At 39.7% G+C, this 21,790-nt stretch carries 17 protein-coding genes; 13 read left to right on the forward strand and 4 right to left on the reverse strand.

Annotation, left to right across the window (positions count from 1 at the left end; translation table 11 throughout):
- Positions 1-47 precede the first annotated feature (47 nt).
- Positions 48-818 carry a FadR/GntR family transcriptional regulator gene (locus PR699_RS03190; protein ID WP_041705166.1) on the forward strand — a complete coding sequence of 257 codons (771 nt, stop codon included), beginning with the start codon at positions 48-50 and terminating at the stop codon, positions 816-818.
- A 4-nt stretch (positions 819-822) separates the two neighbouring features.
- On the forward strand, positions 823-1,872 hold the full coding sequence (locus tag PR699_RS03195; RefSeq protein WP_014657402.1) for an osmoprotectant NAGGN system M42 family peptidase: 1,050 nt from the start codon (positions 823-825) through the stop codon (positions 1,870-1,872).
- Between the two features lie 74 nt (positions 1,873-1,946).
- Here the strand turns inward: PR699_RS03195 and PR699_RS03200 are convergent, their stop codons facing one another.
- Positions 1,947-3,269, reverse strand: coding sequence for an MFS transporter (locus PR699_RS03200; RefSeq protein ID WP_004917375.1), 1,323 nt, complete (start codon positions 3,267-3,269; stop codon positions 1,947-1,949).
- Between the two features lie 1,049 nt (positions 3,270-4,318).
- Here PR699_RS03200 and dmsA point away from each other — a divergent pair.
- The 5 genes from dmsA (at position 4,319) to PR699_RS03225 (ending at position 10,553) form a co-directional block, all read left to right on the forward strand.
- The gene (gene dmsA / locus PR699_RS03205) at positions 4,319-6,763 is read left to right on the forward strand and encodes a dimethylsulfoxide reductase subunit A (RefSeq protein WP_014657403.1); all 2,445 of its coding nucleotides are present in this window, start codon (positions 4,319-4,321) and stop codon (positions 6,761-6,763) included.
- An 11-nt stretch (positions 6,764-6,774) separates the two neighbouring features.
- Positions 6,775-7,392, forward strand: coding sequence for a DMSO/selenate family reductase complex B subunit (locus tag PR699_RS03210; protein WP_014657404.1), 618 nt, complete (start codon positions 6,775-6,777; stop codon positions 7,390-7,392).
- 1 nt (position 7,393) lies between these two features.
- Positions 7,394-8,251: a DmsC/YnfH family molybdoenzyme membrane anchor subunit gene (locus tag PR699_RS03215; RefSeq protein WP_014657405.1), complete on the forward strand. Its 858-nt coding sequence runs from the start codon at positions 7,394-7,396 to the stop codon at positions 8,249-8,251.
- Between the two features lie 107 nt (positions 8,252-8,358).
- Complete coding sequence (dmsD, locus tag PR699_RS03220; RefSeq protein WP_004917365.1) at positions 8,359-8,973, forward strand: Tat proofreading chaperone DmsD; 615 nt, start codon at positions 8,359-8,361, stop codon at positions 8,971-8,973.
- A 260-nt stretch (positions 8,974-9,233) separates the two neighbouring features.
- Positions 9,234-10,553, forward strand: coding sequence for a polysaccharide deacetylase family protein (locus PR699_RS03225; protein WP_004917363.1), 1,320 nt, complete (start codon positions 9,234-9,236; stop codon positions 10,551-10,553).
- Positions 10,554-10,648: 95 nt separating this feature from the next.
- Here the strand turns inward: PR699_RS03225 and PR699_RS03230 are convergent, their stop codons facing one another.
- Positions 10,649-11,554, reverse strand: coding sequence for a LysR family transcriptional regulator (locus tag PR699_RS03230; protein ID WP_076914565.1), 906 nt, complete (start codon positions 11,552-11,554; stop codon positions 10,649-10,651).
- Between the two features lie 97 nt (positions 11,555-11,651).
- Positions 11,652-12,632: a nitrilase family protein gene (locus PR699_RS03235; protein WP_004917359.1), complete on the reverse strand. Its 981-nt coding sequence runs from the start codon at positions 12,630-12,632 to the stop codon at positions 11,652-11,654.
- A gap of 1,254 nt (positions 12,633-13,886) precedes the next feature.
- On the opposite strand from PR699_RS03235, the gene PR699_RS03240 reads away from it, so the two are divergent.
- The 6 genes from PR699_RS03240 (at position 13,887) to PR699_RS03265 (ending at position 19,861) form a co-directional block, all read left to right on the forward strand.
- The gene (locus PR699_RS03240; protein ID WP_004917356.1) at positions 13,887-14,189 is read left to right on the forward strand and encodes a helix-turn-helix domain-containing protein; all 303 of its coding nucleotides are present in this window, start codon (positions 13,887-13,889) and stop codon (positions 14,187-14,189) included.
- Between the two features lie 121 nt (positions 14,190-14,310).
- Entirely contained in the window at positions 14,311-14,871 is a 561-nt protein-coding gene (locus PR699_RS03245; RefSeq protein ID WP_004917353.1) for a fimbrial protein, read from the forward strand.
- A 305-nt stretch (positions 14,872-15,176) separates the two neighbouring features.
- Complete coding sequence (locus PR699_RS03250) at positions 15,177-17,576, forward strand: fimbria/pilus outer membrane usher protein (RefSeq protein ID WP_230089004.1); 2,400 nt, start codon at positions 15,177-15,179, stop codon at positions 17,574-17,576.
- Positions 17,577-17,587: 11 nt separating this feature from the next.
- On the forward strand, positions 17,588-18,316 hold the full coding sequence (locus PR699_RS03255; protein ID WP_004917351.1) for a molecular chaperone: 729 nt from the start codon (positions 17,588-17,590) through the stop codon (positions 18,314-18,316).
- A 9-nt stretch (positions 18,317-18,325) separates the two neighbouring features.
- Positions 18,326-18,877, forward strand: a complete 552-nt coding sequence (locus tag PR699_RS03260; RefSeq protein WP_014657408.1) for a fimbrial protein — start codon at positions 18,326-18,328, stop codon at positions 18,875-18,877.
- Positions 18,878-18,892: 15 nt separating this feature from the next.
- The gene (locus PR699_RS03265) at positions 18,893-19,861 is read left to right on the forward strand and encodes a fimbrial protein (RefSeq protein WP_004917347.1); all 969 of its coding nucleotides are present in this window, start codon (positions 18,893-18,895) and stop codon (positions 19,859-19,861) included.
- 68 nt (positions 19,862-19,929) lie between these two features.
- Here PR699_RS03265 and PR699_RS03270 read toward each other — a convergent pair whose 3' ends face one another.
- Positions 19,930-21,576, reverse strand: coding sequence for a fumarate hydratase (locus tag PR699_RS03270; RefSeq protein ID WP_004917343.1), 1,647 nt, complete (start codon positions 21,574-21,576; stop codon positions 19,930-19,932).
- Positions 21,577-21,790 lie beyond the last annotated feature (214 nt).

Raw genomic sequence — 21,790 nt, forward strand, 5'->3', positions numbered from 1 at the left:
GTGTGGAGATGAAAAATAGAACAACAGACGACGGCCGGAAGAAAAATATGAACACAGAGAAACAGCCGATGACAGAAACAGGACGAATTAAACGCACGGATGAAATTGTGAATGCGATTAAAGAATCGATCATGGCGGATAATTTAATGCCAGGTGATCGACTGCCACAAGAGAAAGATCTGATAGAGCGTTATAGCGCCAGTAAAAGCACCGTTCGAGAAGCTTTAAAATCGCTAGAAGTCCAAGGGTTGATAAAAACGAAAACGGGGCCTGGTGGCGGTGCATTTATTGATTCTATGACAGAAGCGCGAGCGATGAGTTTACTGTCTAATTATTTGTTTACACGGAATATTTCGATAAAAGACATTTATACCTTACGTAAATTATTAGAGCCTGTGGTGGCAGTTAGCGCTATCGACAATATGGATAATGAAGGTTTTCAAAAACTGTATGACACGATAGCGATTTATGATCATGAGCCAGTTGATGAAGCCGAACGTTGGCAGCAGCGGATGGCCGAATTGGATTTTCACGCTGTTGTTGCGAGCTACTCTGATAACGTACTTTTAGTGTTTATCTGTCATTTTCTTCAACGGTTGCTTAAGGATTTGGCGATTTGCAAAGACATCTACTTAAAGCCTGAACCTGTCGACCGTCGACAAGGGATTGACTATCAATATCAACTTATTGACGCCATGCGCCGTAAAGATGCTCCTAGAGTGAAAGCGATTATGGAAGCGCATATGGCGTATGCGGAACAAGCCATGCTGGCCTTGCAAGCAACCTTACAAGAACGATTTTTAAGTGAAGACAGGTAATGACATGATTGATCAAGATTATCTTAAATCTGTATTAAAGACGCTATTACAAACGCCTAGCCCTGTAGGTATGACAGAGAATGCCGTAGCGCAGACTCATCAATGGCTCGCAGAATTAGGTTTTCAACCGCAATACACCCGCCGAGGTGTGCTACATATTACGTTAGGCAATGGTGAGCCCAAAAGGGCACTAGCGGCACACTTAGATACTCTTGGTGCAATGGTGACACAATTAAAGCCGAATGGGCGATTGGCACTACGTAACACGGGAACATGGGCCGCACGTTTCGCTGAAGGAGCGAGAGTCACAGTATTTTGTGACAACAACCAATATCGGGGAACTATTCTGCCGTTAAAAGCATCGGGGCACCGTTTTAATACTGAAGTGGATACCCAGATTGCCGATTGGGATAACCTTGAAATCCGCCTTGATGCACCTTGTTATAACCATGCTGATTTATTAGCACATGGCTTTAATGTAGGGGATATGGTTGCAGTCGATGCACAGCCTGAGTTTATTGATAATGGTTTTATCGTCTCTCGCCATCTTGATGATAAAGCGGGCTGTGCAGTGTTATTAGCTGCATTGAAATCGCTGGTGGATGATAAAGTACTGCCTGAAGTGGCTTGCCAAATCATGTTTACCATTTCAGAGGAAGTCGGTATTGGGGGAACGCATGGCTTTGGTGCTGAAGTACAAGAACTGTTAGCCATTGATAACTCGGTGTCGGCTCCCGATCAAACAACGCGGGATGATGCGTTAACATTGGCATTTCGTGATAGAACAGGTCCATTTGATTTAGCTATCACACGCCACCTACTTAAGCTGTGCCAACAGTATGATATTCCTCATGTGAGAGATACCTTTAAGCACTACCGCTCAGACAGTGCCGCTGCCGTCGATGCAGGGTGGGATATCCGCGTGGCATTGGCTTGTTTTGCACTGGATAGCTCACATGGTTGGGAAAGAACGCACGTTGATTCACTGGTTGCATTAGCCACCTTGGTCAGACGTTATATTGAAAGTGATTTAGTGCCATTACCAGGGCAGTAATGGATTTAGGTAAAAAACGTCAAGGATTTGAAGCGACCCCCAATGATTGGGGGTCTTTTGATTGTATAAGTTAATTAATGGCGGTCATTTAAATACTCAGGCTCTTTAGGCAGCTGGAAGCAGCAAAATAAGCAGATACACAATACAACCATGACATAGATAAAAAAGGCGTTTTCTGCGCCGCTGGCTTTAAATTGTAGTGCAACAGAGGGAGCCGAGCCGCCAAAAATAGCATTCCCTATCGCATATGAGACCCCAACACCTAACGCTCGTAAATGAGGTGGGAACATTTCAGCTTTTACTAGCCCACTAATAGAAGTGTAAAAACTTAACAGCATCATTAAGAAAATCAGTAATAAGGCGATAATGATAGGAGACTGAGCAAAATAACGCATGCCAATCACCATCACTGGGTAGATAAATAGCAGCATGGATAGCGTGAAGGTAATCATTGCTGCTCGGCGGCCAATTTTATCAGAAATAATGCCGAACACAGGTTGAGACAGCATGAACACAAAGAGTGATACGGTCATAATGTAACCAACCACTTTGCTATCAATACCGATGTTTGTGAGATAGGTCTTTGAGTAAACGGTTATAATATAAAAGCAGAGAGAGCCTGCGGCAGTATAACCAACGACTAAAAAGAAAGATTTCCAATGCTGTTTTAGAAGAGCGATTAAAGAACCTGACTCTTTTGCTTCTGATGCTTCATTACTTAAGGTTTCATCAAGGCGTTTTCGAGCAATTAATGAGACTATCGCTGCAATCCCCCCAATGACAAAAGGAATACGCCAAGCACCATCCTGTAGCTGTTGTTCAGTGAGAAACGCTAATAAAATAACACTGAGCAAGCTTGCTAATAACTGCCCTCCGGATAATGTGACATATTGGAATGAAGCAAAAAAGCCCCGTTGTCCTTTAAGGCCGAGTTCACTCATATAGGTTGCGACGGCACCATATTCGCCACCGACAGATAAGCCTTGCAACAAGCGCACGAGTAGCAATAACAATGGTGCAAACATCCCGACTTGCTCATAAGTTGGCAAGGCGGCAAACAAGAAAGAACTAAACCCCATTAAATAAATGGATGCGACCATCGAACGCTTTCGGCCATGGCGATCAGCAATCCGACCAAATAGCCAACTACCAATTGGACGCATAAAGAAACTTGCAGCAAACACCCCCCAGACATAGATAGATTGCGTCAGTGGATCCATATTTTGCGGAGTAAGCGCTTTAGTAAAATAGGCAGCAAAAACAGCGTAGATATAGAAATCAAACCATTCCACTAGGTTACCAGAAGCTGCTCCAACAATTCCTCGAATGCATTTTGATCTTGCATTGGCATCTAGCGTTGCATCCGTTCTTTTTACATTATCTTGAGATATTTCCAATTTATCACCACCGCAATATTAGTTAACAATAATTCAACAAATAGCGGTATTTACTTAGCGAGTCAATATTTGACGGTAATGTAAATTAAATATTGAGATCAATATCCTGTTTTTCATGTCATTTTTAGATAACTAACAACACTAAATGTTTTAACTAACTGAGTGTTTTATATGAGTTTTTTTACTTTTTAGCTTATTTGTTACATGCGCTTTATCTTTATTCGGAATACTCGTAAATAAAAATAATTTTATGCTAAGAATATGCGTAAAAATATCATATTAGACGTCATTTTAAATATAAAAAGTAACGTATTTAGATTAAAAAAATAAATGTATTATCGATGATAGGAGAGGAGTTATTGAATATTCACTGTTCTGTTTCGATATTGCCATTTAATTTTTTATTTTATTGAAACAGCTAATCTGCATACGAAAAATATCATAATATATTGAAATAAATGATTTTTTAGAATTTTGCATTCAATGTACCATCAGCCAAATAGAGTTGGTTTATCGAAAACTCAAATAAATACTAATAATTATCATTTTAGTTTATTGTTTATTGATAAAGTTTATATTATGTATTTTATCATGATAAATATGAATAATCGGCATTTTTATTAACATTATTAGTTTAATTTTTTTTGTTAATTATTCTTTAACTTAATATAGAGGTTTTGTTTTTAGGTATAATTCACTAAAAATATTATTTGATAAATAAAGCTATCGATATTTAATTCTGATTTCATCTATCAATTTATCATAAAAATTCATCAGTATATACTGCTGTACATATCGGTAATGTTATAAATTATTTATATTTTCAATAGGTTAGTTTGGTTAATAACGTGAGTTATTAGTCTGTTTATTGATGTAAAACAATCTCTTAATTTGATCGGTTGTTATCATTAAATTATCAAAATCTTATTTTTCACCCATGTGATTAATCGTGTCTATTACTGGCAGTACACACCTTAAATATATTTTATTCCGTTTTGTTGGAAGTTTACTTTTTAACATTTAAAGCAAATTAATTGAGTGAGTTATGTATGGCAAATATAAAAGAGAAAGCATCCGTTTTTGCTCCTCTTACCCGTCGTGGCTTTGTTAAGGCCGGAACTATCACGGGTTTGGCAGCAGCGGCTGGAGGGTTCTCTCTGCCTTTCAGCGCCTCCGCTGCCGCAGAGCAAAAAACAGCGACGCCCACCGGAGAAGAGAAAGTAGTTTGGAGTGCATGTACTGTAAACTGTGGAAGCCGTTGCCCATTACGTATGCACGTCGTTGATGGTGAAATTAAATACGTCGAAACCGATAACACGGGTAATGATGTATATGAAGAACTGCATCAAGTACGTGCTTGCTTACGTGGACGCTCAATGCGACGTCGCGTGTATAACCCAGACCGCCTACGCTACCCCATGATGCGTGTTGGTAAACGTGGTGAAGGAAAATTCAAACGTATTAGTTGGGATGAGGCTTTTGATGTTATCGCTAACAACATGAAGCGCTTAATCAATGACTACGGTAACGAATCTATTTACCTAAACTACGGTACAGGTACGTTAGGTGGCACGATGACAAAATCATGGCCACCGGGTGCAACATTAATTGCTCGTTTGATGAATTGCTGTGGCGGTTATTTAAATCACTATGGTGACTATAGTACCGCGCAAATTGCCGCAGGGCTGAACTATACCTATGGCGGCTGGGCTGATGGTAATAGTCCTTCTGATATTGAAAATTCCAAATTGGTCGTGATGTTTGGCAACAACCCGAGTGAGACGCGTATGAGCGGCGGCGGGGTAACCTATTATGTTGAACAAGCTCGCGAAAAATCGAATGCAAAAATGATCATTATCGATCCCCGCTATACCGATACAGGCGCTGGACGCGAGGATGAATGGATCCCGATTCGACCGGGAACAGACGCGGCGTTAGTGAGTGCGCTTGCCTATGTGATGATCAAAGAAAACTTAGTCGATCAGCCATTCCTTGATAAGTACTGTGTGGGCTACGACGAAACGACAATGCCTGCTGGGGCCCCGAAAAATGCACATTATAAAGCCTATATTTTAGGTGACGGCCCCGATGGACAAGCAAAAACGCCTGAATGGGCAGCTCCTATTACAGGTATCCCTGCTGCACGTATCGTGAAACTCGCCCGCGAGATCGGCATGGCGAAGCCTGCTTATATCGTTCAAGGTTGGGGGCCTCAACGTCGCTCTAACGGCGAATTAGCCTCTCGTGCGATCGCCATGCTCGCTATTTTAACCGGTAATATCGGGATTAATGGTGGCAATACTGGTGCTCGGGAAGGGTCGTACAGCATTCCCTTTGTTCGTATGCCGACCTTAACCAATCCAGTCAAAACCAGCATCTCAATGTTTATGTGGACCGATGCCATATTACGTGGCTCTGAGATGACAGCGACCCGCGATGGCGTCCGTGGTAAAGATAAGCTTGATGTGCCGATTAAGATGGTGTGGAACTACGCAGGAAACTGCTTAGTGAATCAGCATTCAGAGATTAACCGCACTCATGAAATTTTACAGGATGAATCTAAATGCGAAATGATTGTGGTGATTGATAACCACATGACAGCCTCAGCAAAATATGCGGATATCTTGCTGCCTGATTGTACCGCATCGGAGCAGATGGATTTCTGTATGGATGCCTCGGCGGGCAACATGTCTTACGTTATTTTTGCTGATCAGGCGATTAAACCTCGTTTTGAAAGTCGCAATATCTATGAAATGACGAGCGAAATTGCTAAGCGTATGGGCGTTGGTGAGCAGTTCACCGAGAATCGAACCCAAGAGGAGTGGTTACGTCATTTATACGAACAATCTCGCGAAGCATTGCCTGAATTACCAACATTTGAAGAGTTCCGCGCACAAGGTATTTTCAAAAAACGGGATCCGAAAGGCCATCATGTTGCCTATCGTAACTTCCGTGAAGACCCTGTTGCGAACCCACTGACGACACCGTCAGGTAAAATTGAGATCTACTCTTCCCAATTAGCTGAATTGCAAAAAACGTGGGAGCTAGACGAGGGAGATGTGATCCACCCATTACCTGTTTATTCACCGGGTTTTGAGCAATATGGCGACCCACTTATGGATAAGTACCCATTACAGTTAACAGGTTTCCACTATAAATCACGTACTCACTCTACTTATGGCAACGTGGATGTTCTGAAAGCCGCCTGCCCACAAGAGTTGTGGATCAACCCACAAGATGCCGCAAAACGGGATCTTAAGCATGGTGATTTAGTCCGCGTTTTTAATGACCGAGGCGAGGTACGTGTGAAAGTGAAAGTCACACCACGTATTGTTCCGGGTGTCGTTGGTTTGGGTGAGGGGGCTTGGTATGACCCAGATGGTAACCGTGTGGATCACGCTGGAAGTATTAACGTGTTAACCACCCAACGCCCATCGCCTTTGGCGAAAGGGAATCCATCACATTCTAATCTTGTTGAAGTTGTTAAAGCTTAAGGATGTCAGTTATGTCAACGCAATATGGTTTTTATATCGACTCAAGTCGTTGCACTGGCTGCAAAACCTGTGAGCTAGCATGCAAAGACTTTAAAAACTTATCTCCGGAAGTTAACTTCCGCCGCATCTATGAATATGCAGGAGGAGATTGGACCGAGCAGGATGGTGTATTTGGGCAGAATATCTTTGCCTATTATCTGTCAATATCTTGTAACCACTGTGATGATCCTGCTTGTACTAAAGTATGCCCAAGTGGCGCGATGCATAAACGTGAAGATGGCTTTGTTGTCGTCGATGAAGAGGTGTGTATCGGTTGCCGTTACTGTAGTATGGCGTGCCCTTACGGTGCTCCACAATTTGATGAAGTGAAGGGGCATATGACAAAATGCGATGGCTGTTATGAGCGAGTGGCAGAAGGTAAAAAACCTATCTGCGTTGAGTCTTGTCCATTACGAGCACTGGATATGGCGCCTATTGAAGAGCTACGTGAAAAATATGGGACTTTAGCGGAAATCGCGCCATTGCCATCGGCAAAATATACGCATCCAAATATTGTCTTAAAATTGAATGCCAATAGCCGTCCTGTCGGAGATACCACTGGGCATCTGGCTAACCCGGAGGAGGTATAATATGGGATCGGGAATTCATGAATGGCCATTGATGTTTTTCACGGTGATAGGCCAAAGCGTGGCGGGTGCTTTTATTTTTATGGCAGCGGTGATACTCAGTGGAAAACTGTCAACAGAGCTTAACCGTAAAGTGCATTACAGCATGTTTGGTTTGTGGCTATTGATGGGGATAGGCTTCCTATTATCCACGACACATATGGGAACACCGTTACGCGCTTTCAACTCATTTAATCGCTTAGGGGCATCATCACTGAGTAATGAGGTAGCGAGTGGGGCGCTGTTTTTTGCCTTGGGCGGTTTTTACTGGCTTCTGGCGGTGCTTAATAAAATGCCAGCGGCACTCGGCAAATTATGGCTATTAGTCGTGATGGTCATGGCAGCAGTCTTTATTGTTGCAACATCTCGCGTTTACCTGATTGATACTGTTCCAACTTGGAATAACAGCTATACCACCCTAAATTTTGTCTTAACGGCATTCCTTGGTGGCCCAATCTTAGCTGCACTGTTGTTACGTATCGCTGGGTTTGATTTGCAATGTATTCGCCGTATTCCTGCATTGAGTGTGGTTGCATTACTCGTCAGTGTATGTGTGGCAATCACCCAAGGCTTTGATTTGGCAAGTATAGAAACACCCGTACAAAAAGCGGTCGACCTAGTGCCAGATTATGGAATACTCATGGATATTAAAATCGTTGCCATCGCAATGGGGTTAGGTTGTTGGATAATGCCATTAGTGGCAAAACGTAACCCTTCTGTGATTAATATGGGGATCGGTTTTTTATTCGTGCTCGCAGGTGAAATCGTGGGGCGTGGTGTTTTTTACGGCCTACATATGACCGTTGGTATGGCGGTTAATTAAACTGAGAAGAAGGCTTAGTGATTTACTGCTAAGCCTTTTAAACTATTTGTGGTTAAATCAAGGCAAACAGCCGTTAAGTATCGAATAATAAGCGAATAAAATACACCATGAGTGAACAAACTTTAAATTCTATCTCTTTGACAGCACGTGTACTCGGTGCTGCCTTTTATTATGCACCGAATGATATCCAAGACATTATCGCATTGCTATCAACGCCACAATGGGCGGAAGAGTGGCCGTATGGCTCTGAGGAGCAAAAGCAGGCGATCGCCGATAAAATGGCAATAATACAGACAGATAATGAAACATTGGATGACGCATATCAGCGGCTATTTATAGGCCCATATGCGTTACCAGCACCACCTTGGGGATCTGTTTGGCTCGATAAAGAGAATGTGATTTTTGGTGAATCAACATTGCAACTACGCGAGTGGATGCAACATAACCAGATTGATATTTGTTTAACGCAAAATGAACCAGAAGATCACTTTGGCTTATTATTAATGATGGTCGCATGGGTGGCAGAAAATAACCCTGCCAAACTCAATGAACTGTTGGCTCAACACATATTGCCTTGGGGTGTGCACTATCTTAATAAAATGCAGGCAGATGCCCATTTTCCTTTCTATGTCGGACTCGCGGAACTTGCCCATTTGACGTTAGTGAATTGGCAGCAATCGCTTGATGTGAAAGCGGCTGAAAAGGCGATTTTCTATCGTTAAATATGATTAAATTTGTGGTATAGCCCTGAATGAAAGGGCTATATCAACATAGCGAATACGACCCACCACTACCGCCCCCGCCACTAAAAATTGGTTATTCGTTATACGAATTGAGACAATGACGAGAATACACTGAGTGTGTTATCTCTCGTCATCATCTTATTTAGATAAATTATTTTTTGTAAAGTATAGGGATAATAGCTATTGAGTCGGTTTAGAATAAGCCGGTTTTTTTCTCTGGTCGTTATTATGGGTAGAGTATGCGTAATCAGTCGTGGATATTATTTGTTATTTTCATTTTTTTATTGATCCCAAAATCATTTGCTCTAACACCGCCACAAAGTACAGAAGATTGGCAATTGGCTGATACCCCGCCAACACTCATGCAGATTAAACAGAATGAGACGATTTTTGCGCCTATTGCTGGGGAAATGAAAGCCGTCGCCGAGCTTTATTCTGAACATGGTTTCTATATGTATGAGCCTGCTGGTGATTATCGACCTATGCAGTTTGGTAATGATTATGCTTATGTGAACACAGAAGAAGTATCACCTTTAAAACCACGCTTAAAACCGGAAGACGATAGGTTAAATGACTTAAATAACCCTATCTACAATTATCTGATCACGACACAAAACACATTAGTCTATCGCTCAGCAAAAGCAAACAGCCAGCCAATCGCGATGCTATTTGGTAATTTGCGTTATCCCGTGTTGGATCGGATGATCAAAACAGAAAAAAATGGTGAAAAAACAGCTTGGTTAACCATTCGCTTAGGTGACCGCTTAGGGTATATCAAATCAGATGAGGTTGAGATAGACAAAGGGATACCGGTTCTCACTTATCATCACTTACTCAAAGAAAGTGAGAATAAAAAATTTCAGCATACATCGACGACCACTTCTGTCGAGGCATTTCGTGCCCAAATGGATTACTTGAAGCAGGCGGGTTACCAAACACTGTCATTATCTGATCTTGAGGGATATTTAGATAAATCGGTTAATTTGCCTGCTAAATCGGTGGTGTTGACGTTTGATGATGGCTTGAAATCGGTTTATCGCTACGCGTATCCAATTTTAAAAAATAACCATCAACAGGCCACATTGTTCGTTATTTCTTCGCGTATTAAAAGTGTGCCGCAAAAGTGGTCGGCAGATGGTTTACAATTTATGAGTAAGCAGGAAATTAAAAGTAGCCAAGATGTGTTTAATATTCAGTCACACACGCATTTCTTACATAAGCTAGATGCTCGTAAAAACCCTGTTATTTTTAGTCGCAAAGAGCATACTATTTTCTTAGATTTCCAACGCTCTATGCATGCTTTACAACCATTTACCCGTGAGCAACGTTATTTAGCCTATCCATTTGGTGGTTTTAACCAAACGGCAATGAACGCAGCAAAACAAGCAGGAATGCACCTTGCTGTAACGACTATACAAGGCAAAGTACGCTTAGGGGATAACCCATTGGCATTAAAAAGATTGTATGCACTAAAAACAGATCCTATCGAAAAGTTCGCTCAGATGGTGGGGAACCGCAGTGATAATATCGTCAATAAAAATATTGTGGTTGATAGGTAAGCATAGCGACGAATAATAAAGGAAAGCGAATGCGCTTTCCTTTATGGAATTACGATTAAGAAGCCTGACATGACCATAGCAATCACTAAATAGTATTATTTTAGACTCGGGCTATGATTGAAACGAAGCATAGTTTCTTTAAGTAGTGTCATAATGGTATTTTGCCAAGGCTTAGGCAGTGCTAATGACCAAACTACATCAATATTCCACATAGCCGATGGGCTGTCTTCAATGGGGATAAAAGCCACATCGTGGCGGCTAATATGCCTTGAACTATAAGGAACTAAACTGACTCCCACACCAGCGGCAACCAGTGCGATGATGGTTTGAATATCGCTAGCCTCTTGTACCGGCTCTAATGAGATCCCCTGTTGGCTCAGGAACCGTTCGATTTGATGTGATAGTCCGCTACCTCTTTCTTTACGCAGCGATAAATAAGGGTGCTTTATTAATAGCTGTTTCACGGGGGCATCACTGAGTTGTGATGTCGAAATGGCGAGAGCCAAGGTCTCTTGTTTTAACGGGTGCACTGTAAAATCTGTAGAAAATGCAATTTCAGGACGGCGTAAAAATGCAACCTGTAATTGGTGATTTTCTAATTTTTGCGACATGATATCTGACGGCATATCATCAAAGTAAATCGTTGTCTGTTTTAAATGTTCTCGCAAACGCGCAACGAAAAAAGAGGCTTCTTGGAACGTTGATATGCCAAATCCAACATGAATAGATTTCGGGAATTGGGTACTCAATTCGCTTGCTCGGTTCAAAAGTAGCTCAGCTTGAGATAATACTTGTTGCGCAAAAGGGAGCAGCTTACGACCATTTTCAGTCAGTTGTGCACCATGTCGACCTCGTTCAAATAACGTTATTGAGAGCTGTTGCTCTAACAGTTTAATCTGCTTCGTTAGTGCGGGTTGGGTGATACACAATTGGGATGCAGCCGTATGGTAGTTTGCCGTGTCAGCTAAAACAACAAAAGCACGTAATAATCGGGTATCCATTACGCCTCATCAGTAAATTTATCAGTCATGTTAACTTGTAGAGACCCTGAATAGCGTCTCTACAAGTATATTATCCATTTAAGGAAATGTGCTGCTGTTATTTTGAAATTGCGACAGGCTTATCAGCAAATCGCACACTTCGCGCATCACGCTCATAACCCATTGTTTTCGTCAAAATATTATACAACTCAGGGCGACGGCCTGACATCCAGCGGCGACCAGTTGACATTGGAAGTAAGCTTAAGTCTAGCTCGGCGATCACCATATCATTATCAATAGCATCGCTTTCGTTGATAATACGACCATATGGGTCGATGATCATGGCATTACCTGTACGGACTTCATCGTCATCTAAACCAACGCCATTACTGAAAATGTAAAAGACGCCATTATCATGGGCGCGAGCAGGTAACCAACGCATTAACCAGCCACGACCATGCTCCCCTTGAAAGGCTTCTCGTAATGCTTCAGGATCTTTTTCTCGGTTCTCCCATAAAGGAAGAGGAATTGGCTTCATGCTGTATGGGCTACGGGAATGAGTTCCCCCCGTTTGGTGTGGTGCTAAAATAATATCAGCTCCCATTAATGCGGTTGCTCGTGGGTTCTCGACTAAATTATTATCCCAACATATTAAGATTCCTGCTTTCACTCCCCACGGCGTATCAAACACAGTGTAGCTATCGCCTGAATGAATACTTGGATGCTCAAAGGCATGTAATTTCCGATGGGCGTGATACGTGCCATCAGGCATACAAGCAACCCAAGTATTATAGCATTTATCATCTAAGCCTTTTTCAATTAACCCCACGCCAATGATCATATTAAGCTCTTTTGCACGTTGGCGGATAGGCGTTAATGATGGGCTATCATGTAAAGTTTCACTGAGCTGATAGACAGCTTCGCTAGGCAGCTTAGGCACGTGCCAATAACCTGTAATGCACATTTCTGGCAGCACAAGTATTTGCACATCTTGAGATGCGGCCTGATCGATAAATGCATGGATCTGTTTTAGGTTATAAGCCTTATCAGAGGCTTTATGTTGGAATTGTACGGTGGCGACTCGAATTGGTGTCGACATAGGGTATCTCCTCTCTTACGATGAGTAGATAACACCATATAATTTGAGCTAGGTATAATGAGATATTCTCTTATTCGATAACCAATGGTTATTAAATGGCTTCCGCACAAAATAGCGATTTATTTTCCATGATAGTGAAAAATGATCAGCCAATTTTTACTCCAATCTTATTTAGAAGCATAGTATTTCACTCTATAAGACGGCCAAAGCTATTGGATTTTTTGTTGCTTTATCTGTAAAGGCATCGATAAAAAAATATTTCAAAGAACGTTAGCATTAGTGCTAGCTTAAGAATAGATTGTTTTATATCTCTCTATTCTCTCTATCAATTTTTAGGTTTTAAGTCAAACTATCTAATAAACTCAGGATTAACGTTTTTTGAGCTTATTGATGGTTGATAACGAATAGTCTTTTTGTGCTATTTAACGTCAGCCAAATATAGCTATTACAGCAAATAGAAACATTCAATATTACTTTGTTACACTTAGTAAAAACTATATGTTGTTGATTATAAGGGGTTATATATTTTTTCACAAGAGAGGGTATTAGTAAAAACTACTAATAAGTTTACTTTGTATCAAATGTAACGATTGAAAACCACCTAACCCCTACTAAAGGAAGTTAAAATGCAAATAAGAGCAATAAAGCGGATGTTTAACATATTTTATACTCCTATACCGAGTATGATTTTGCTACTAAATTTTTTACTTGTTCACATAAGATAAAATAAATAAACCACTGGCGATGGTAAAATAATTAGAATCTAAAAAGAATGATTAAATTTGAATTTTTGAATATATTTTATAAATTATTCTTATATTTCAACAATAAAAAAGCATTATTGAGTATAGTTGGTTAATACTCTTAATTCGTTATTAATATTCTATTCTTTTCTATGTTTACAACGGTGGGGGGTAAAATGAATTAATGTTAAATATCATCCGTTTAAAATAGATTTATTATTTGGGGAGGATAATAAAAACATAATAAAATATGAATAGGTTTATTGAGGCATTATTCTTTTTTTTAATAGATGTTTTTGATAGGTTTTGTCTAATTTGATTGATCGTATCGATCGTTACAAACAGTTTTACTTTCGAGCAATGCGTTCTATAATCACTCCAAATTAGACCTTTACGATTATCTCTATTTCTTAAGTAGGGATAAATTAAAATAATAATAATAAACAAATGAGCTTTTATTGCTTTATCCATGTCATTATTGACTATTTTAAATTAGGTCGGGTCTTAATAAATGAAAAATGTAAACCAGATCGTTGGTAAAGAAATTCGCAAAAGAAGAAAAGAATTAGGGCTTTCAGGTGCTGAACTTGCTGGATTAGTTGGTATCAGTCAACAGCAAGTTTCACGCTATGAAAGGGGTGAATGTAATATTACATTAGATAATCTTCTTAGTTTGGCTAAAGCACTTGAAACCGATTTGATCTGTTTTTTTAACGATGAAATCTTTTCAATAGAAGGTCGTGTTGAATTAATAAATGACAATGAAATTAAAAATAACCTTGTGAATCATATGGTAGTTAATCATTATCTATAAACTTCATATTACTACTTCATAGCCTTCCTCAGCCACAACATAATAATAAATTTCTGCCTAACGATTTTTATCGTTAGGGAGTTTATGTACGTTAGTCTTTTGTCTTAAATAGGAAAATGAAATGAAATTTGTTAAAACCATATTAGCTACAACTATTGTTGCTTCATGTGCTACTGGAGTTGCAAATGCAGCTATTGACCAAGGAAGTGGTGTCATTAACTTTACAGGTAAAGTCATTAATGCACCGTGCAGTTTACCTGGCGATGGAACAGTTAATGTCGATTTAGGTCAAGTCGCGAATAAAGTATTAGAAACGGGCAATAAATTTAGCCAAAGCGTTCAGTACACTATTGCATTAGAGAATTGTGATCTGGCTGCGGTGACGGGTGCAGACGACAAAGTGCTTTTCCCTGCGGTCAGTAAAGTGAAAGTGACATTCTCTGGTACTCCAGATACCACGAAAAAGGATTTATTGGCTAACACGGGAACATCGAAAGGTGTTGGCGTTCGCCTAATTAACGCAGACGGTGCAGTCATGAAAGTTGGGGATACCAGCGTTGAAATGCCATTGGTGAATGGTGCGAATAAATTAACATTTAGCGCACGCGTTGAAGCAAATGGTAATAAGGTAGAAACAGGTAGTATTATTTCTCAAGCAACTTACGCCTTAAATTACCTATAATTTTTCACATTATACTTAAAGTTATTTTATTATTTATTAAGAATGTAATGGCTTAATGAGTTTTATTACTCTTGATAGTGGTAAAAGCTATTCCGTTTGTTATTTAGATAAAATGTGAATTATTTTGAGTACATATCAGTAACAGGCATTTATTTGCCTGTTGCTTTTCCCCTTGTTTTGATTAGTTTATCTATTTGACTGGGATTATCATGTTTTTGTCGCTTCAACCAAATATGAATAAATTATTATTCTCTATTTTTCTTACACTGTCGGTATCAAGTGTATCTAATGCAATAGAGTTTAATATGAATATTATTGATGCAAAAGATAGAGACAACATCGATCTCAGTCAATTTTCCAATCCAGATTTTGTACCTGCAGGTGAATATCTTACAGACATTACATTAAATGGTCGTAAGTTATCTGGACAATATTTCATTAAGTTTATTGAAGTTAATAAAGACACTTCAGCACTCTGTATTACGCCTGAAATGATAGAGCTTTTTTCCTTAAAAACGAGCATTAGGAATAAAATATTACAGGATAAGCGTAATCAGTGTGTTGAATTGCCTAAATCAATGAACATAAATTATGTTTTCGATAAAGCAAACCAAAATATTCTATTTTCAATCCCTCAAGCTTGGTTGGAATATGATGACCCTTACTGGGTGCCACCATCGCAATGGGATAATGGAATTGCAGGTTTATTAATAGACTACAATCTATTTACTAACTATTCTGCGCCAAAAAATAGCAATGAAACCTTTAGCGCCAGTAGCAACGGAACGACGGGGGTGAATTTAGGTGCGTGGCGTTTCCGTGCTGACTATCAATATCAATATAATCGCTCACAAGGTAAAACAAACCAACGATTTGATTGGACGCAATTTTATGCCTTTAGAGCCTTCCCTGAATTAGGGGCAAAAATTTTATTAGGAGAGTCATATTTAAGAACGGAGCTCTTTGACAGTTTTCGTTTTGTTGGCGCGTCGCTTTTTAGTGATACTCGCATGTTACCCCCTTCGATGCGTGGTTATGCGCCACAAATTTCAGGAATTGCCAAAACGAATGCAATGGTCACTATTACTCAAAATGGGCGTGTGATTAAACAAGCTCGTGTTGCACCAGGGCCTTTTAATATTCAGGACATCACCGAGGCGGTACAAGGTACGTTAGATGTCACCATTCAAGAGGAAGATGGCAGCCAAACACAGTATCAAGTCACCGCGGCATCGCTGCCTTTTTTAACGCGGCAGGGGCAATTTTTATATAAGCTTTCAGTGGGGGAATCTAGCCCATTTGGCCGTTCACAACGTACTAAACCGCGGTTTATTGCAGGTGAAGCCTCTTATGGCCTTTTTAGTCGTACATCCTTATTCGGGGGAGTGATTGCCACGCTTAATAACAACGAATATCAAGCCATTAACGTTGGTATTGGGCAAAACATGAACCAGTTCGGCGCTCTTTCATTTGATATTACACGCGCTAAGGCGAAGTTAAATAATTTGGGGACTTATTCAGGAAATAGCTACCGCTTAAATTATTCTAAACGATTTGAATCCACTAACTCACAGATCACCTTTGCGGGTTATAAGTTCTCGGATAAAGCATTTTTAACCATGCCGCAATACATTGATGCTGCAAACGGCATGTTGGATTTTAGGCGAGATAAAAATGTGTATACCGCATCCTTTAACCAATATATCAGTTTATTGGATGCCACCTTATATCTTAATGCGTCTCACCACCAATTTTGGAATAGTGAATCAACCACGACATTTGGCATGAGTCTGAGCAAAATATTTAACCTTGGTAATATCAGAAATATGTCAGCAACATTGTCATTAAATAAAATAAAGTACCAAGAAACGGATGATAACCAAGCGTATTTATCACTCTCTATTCCCCTAGAAAGTGGCGCCTCTATCAGCTATGACCTGCAATATGCGAATGATGGCAAAGAGTTAAATCAATCAGTCGCGTATTACAGTGAAAACATTAACAACAACTATTGGAGCTTACGTGCTGGGGGCGATAAACGTCAACTTGGCCGAATGGAGCCTAGTATCAGTGGTAGTTATCAGTACTCATCGGCTTATGGTGTATTAAATCTCAATGCGACTGAAAATGTGAATGCTTATCGAGCCTTCGGCGGAAGTTGGTACGGCTCCATGACGGCCACGAAATATGGTGCGGCGCTTCATCGTAATGGTACTAGTAATGAACCTCGGGTAGTCATTGATAGTGGTGATGTTGCAGGAATTTCTATTGATAATGGCCAGTCGGTGACTAATCGCTTTGGTATCGGTGTCGCGACTAATTTAAATAGTTTCTCTAATTCAGATGTGTATATCGATATGAATACGTTACCTGATGATGTTGATGTCAACGACAACATTATTGGTAAGACTTTGACGGAGGGCGCGATAGGTTATCAAACCATTCGAGCCAATCAGGGAAAACGTATATTAGCCATTATTCGTATGGGAAATGGGAAATATCCGCCATTAGGCACCAGTGTTATAGAAGCCAACTCAGGGAGAGAGGTCGGCATTATTGCTGATAATGGGATTGTGTATTTAACAGGGATTACTCCTACTGAGAAATATACCGTTAAGTGGGCGGGTGGAAATGAACAATGCCAATTAAGTTTTACCAATTTTTCTGGAAAAGAACAAAGTAAAGTTTTGATCCCCTGCCTTTAAAGGAAATTGTTATGAATAAATTATATAAAGGCACTGTTTGCCTTTCATTCGTGTTTATCAGTGTGCAAACCGCATTTGCTGCAATCAATATCGATCGCACACGGATCATTTTTCCCGGTCAGGATAAATCAGTCAGTTTAGTTATTAATAACCAAAGTAAAACATTACCTTATCTTGCTCAGTCATGGATGGAAGATGATAAGGGAAATAAGATTGCAGAGCCTTTTACGGTGCTGCCTCCGATGCAGCGAGTTGAGCCAAATACGAAAAACCAAATAAAAATTATTAAAACGGAGGCAATAGATAAATTGCCCCAAGACAGAGAATCACTATTTTATCTGAATGTCCGAGAGATCCCGCCAGTTTCAAATAAAGAAAACGTGGTGCAAATTGCAATTCAAAGTCGCTTAAAAATGTTCTATCGACCAGCTCAAATTGAAAATAATAGCGATAAAGTTTGGGCGAAAGAATTGAAATATACTCATTCCGGTAACCGTTTATTGATTGAAAACCCAACTAAATATTATGTGACTTTGGGGTATTTAAGTAGCAACACGACCAATAATTTTCCTGATTTTGAAAGCGTTATGATTGCTCCAATGTCAAAGGAAAGTGTCACAGTTCCTACAACGCCATTTAAGCAATTATATACAGGTTATATGGATGATTATGGTGGTATGAAAATGTTGACTTACCAATGTGCTGCGTCTGTTTGTCAGTTGGCTAACGAAAGTAAATAGGTGCTGGCAATGAGAAATTGTTATATATCAATAAGCCTTTGTATTTCTTTGCTGCTAAGTAGCTGGGTTTATGCCGATAGCAGCATGATGAAGGGCGATCTTAATTTTACGGGGCAAGTCATTTCATTGCCTTGTAAGATCAGTTTTTCTTCATTGGATCAAAATATTGATTTAGGACCAATTTCTCTGAATTTCTTTAATGAAATAGGGGATAGAAGCCCTAAGCAAGAGATCAAGTTAAAATTTGATGATTGCATTTTTCCCTCTTTTAATCGTGATGATAGAAAACCGGTTGTTCGGCTAATGTTTATTTCTGAGCCAACAAAAAGCTCAGACCGTGATTTATTTGGCGGCAAGACGATATTAGAAGGATATGGCATCCGATTAATGGATAAAAATGGCAATATTGTACCTAATGGAGAATATCGCAATTACTCTATTTATTTCGATGATAATCAGCAAATTACACTTTACTCAATGTTAGAAAGCTACCTTCCTCGGAAAGACTTAACCATAGGTAATATCAAAGCACAAATTATGTTGAGCATTGCCTATCTTTAATAAGGTGTATAACTCATGATACACAGATTTATTAAGCACAGTGGATTATCGCTTTTATTGTTATTGGTATTTTTTAGCACAAAAGCATTTGCATTAGATTGCGTGGAATATGGTACAGGTGATGTTATTAAACCTCCGGTTCCTGTTGGACAATTAGCCATTCCAGCAGATACACCAGCAAATACTATTATCTGGCAATCAGACCCAATGACGGTGACCGTTTATTGCAATAACGTATTAGGTAACGCGGTTGACGTTGTTCATATGTATTTTAACCCGACCTCCCAAAAGATTGGTGCAGGGCTATTGTTGGGGGCGAATTACAAGGGGGAACAGTTAGAAAGAAATCAGCAGCGTGTCAATTTAGGCACAAATCCTATTCGTAAAGGCCAAAGTGTGACGGTCACTGTGACTTTCACCCTGTATATTAAAGTGACGGGGGTCGTTCCACCATCGGGGAATTATAATGGGGATAACCAATTTACGGTTTTCCAATTTGATGGCAGTGGGGGGATTAATACTACGCCTGGAGCTAAAAACCTAAGATATTCAATTTCAGGATTACGTGGGATCCGTTTTTTGAAATGCGGAGCCGATATTAAAGTGTTTCCAGAATCACAACAAATTGATTTTGGGCAATTAATGGTAACGGATCTTAACCAAGGGAAAGAATTTAAAAAACAATTTCAAGTACAAGCGGTGAAAAGAGGTTGTTTAGATAATTTCTCAATGAATATTAATTTTGAAACGACTGAACAGCTTAATGGAGAATATGCGATTGACTTGAAAAATGGTACAAACTTAACGCTCTTTGACGATAAAAATAATCGAATGAAGTTCAACTATTTCCAGTTTTTCGGTACGTTAGCGACAGGCAGCACTTCAGTAACACGTAATTATACAGCATCAATTAAAAAAGTTGCGCCAACAGTAAATACGGGGAAATTTAATGCCTCAACAGTTGTACGAATAAATTATTATTAGCGACGATACCTGTTTATTTATCGCATCAAAAACGGCGACCATAGAGTAGGTCGCCGTTATTTTTTTGATTATTTAATACACTTTTTACATGTTTGGTCTTGTACCTGTTCGAAGAAATTATTGCCTTTATCATCAACTAAAATAAAGGCTGGCAATCCTTCAACTTCCATTTTCCAGACGGCTTCCATTCCCAATTCAGGGTATTCAAGGCAACTTAAACTTTTTACATACTCTTGCGCTAAAATTGCTGCTGAACCACCAATACTACCTAAATAGAATCCTCCGTATTTTTTGCAAGCATCAGTAACCACTTGGGTGCGATTACCTTTTGCCAGCATGAGCATGCTACCACCGTGGGATTGGAATAAATCGACATACGGATCCATGCGATTCGCCGTTGTGGGACCTAAAGAGCCAGAAACTTTACTTTCTGGTTTTTTAGCAGGACCCGCGTAATAAACCATATGATCTTTAAAATATTGTGGTAGTTCCTCACCCTTATCTAAGCGCTCTTTCAGTTTCATATGGGCAATGTCACGAGCAATAATGAGTGGGCCGCTGAGTGAAACACGGGTTGAAACAGGGTGCTTACTGAGCTCTGCTAAGATAGCTTTCATCGGTTGATTGAGGTCGATGTGAACCACTTTAGCTTCATTATGTTGGCGTAAAGATTCAGGGATATATTGGGCTGGGTTCTGCTCCATTTTTTCAATCCATAAACCCTGTTTATTGATTTTGGCTTTGATATTACGATCGGAAGAACATGAAATGGCCAAGCCAATTGGGCAGGAACCTCCATGACGAGGTAAGCGTATGACTCTGACATCATGCGCAAAATATTTACCACCGAATTGTGCACCAAAACCAAAATGGCGAGTTGCTTCAAGCAGGGTGTTTTCTAATTCAATGTCTCGAAATGCTTGGCCGTGTTCATTACCGGATGTAGGCAGATTGTCATAATATTTCGTTGAAGCAAGCTTGGCTGCTTTTAATGTTGCTTCTGCTGAAGTACCACCAATCACAAAGGCGATATGGTATGGAGGGCAAGCAGTGGTTCCTAATGCCTTCATTTTTTCGATAAGAAATGCTGTTAGCTTGTTTGGTTCTAAAATCGTTTTGGTTTCTTGAAATAGTGCCGATTTATTGGCTGATCCTGCGCCTTTATTAACAAACAAGAAATGGTATTCATCCCCCTCGGTAGCAAAAATATCAATTTGAGCAGGTAAGTTAGTACCTGTATTGACTTCTGTATACATATCTAAGGCGGCATTTTGTGAAAAGCGTAAGTTTTCTTGGCGGAAAACATGATAAACACCACGAGATAATAGCTCGGCATCATTACAGTCAGTCCAAACCTGTTGGCCTTTTTTAGCAACAATCGTCGTTGTGCCAGTATCTTGGCAGTTTGGCAAAATACCTTTTGCTGAGATTTCAGCATTACGTAAGAGTTGTAAAGCCACGTATTTGTCATTTTCACTCGCTTCAGGATCAGACAAGATGGCGGCAACTTGTTTTTGGTGTGCAGTTCTTAGGAAAAATTGAGAATCATGAATAGCCTGTTGGGCAAGCACGGTTAATGCCTCTGGCTCAATTTTTAATATATCCTTACCTGCGAAGGATTCTACAGAAACATATTTATCCGTTAATTGGTAATATTCAGTCTTATCCTCAGATAAAGGATAAAGGGGTTGGTAGAAAAACTCTTTATTAGGCATGTTGTTCACTCACATATCAATTCAATGGAATATCGTTAATAGATTCAGTGAGGGCATATTTATTTTTATAGATGCACTTTAAAGCGGCCCTCAGCGTTATATAAATTGTTAAAGACCAAAATAAGCACACATTAGAAATAATAAATATCGCGTGTCTATCTTGATAAGATGATTATATTCAACGAGATGTGGTGAATAATATGATTTCGATTAA

It is taken from the genome of Providencia sp. PROV268 (genome assembly GCF_028477805.1).
Taxonomy (GTDB): domain Bacteria; phylum Pseudomonadota; class Gammaproteobacteria; order Enterobacterales; family Enterobacteriaceae; genus Providencia; species Providencia stuartii.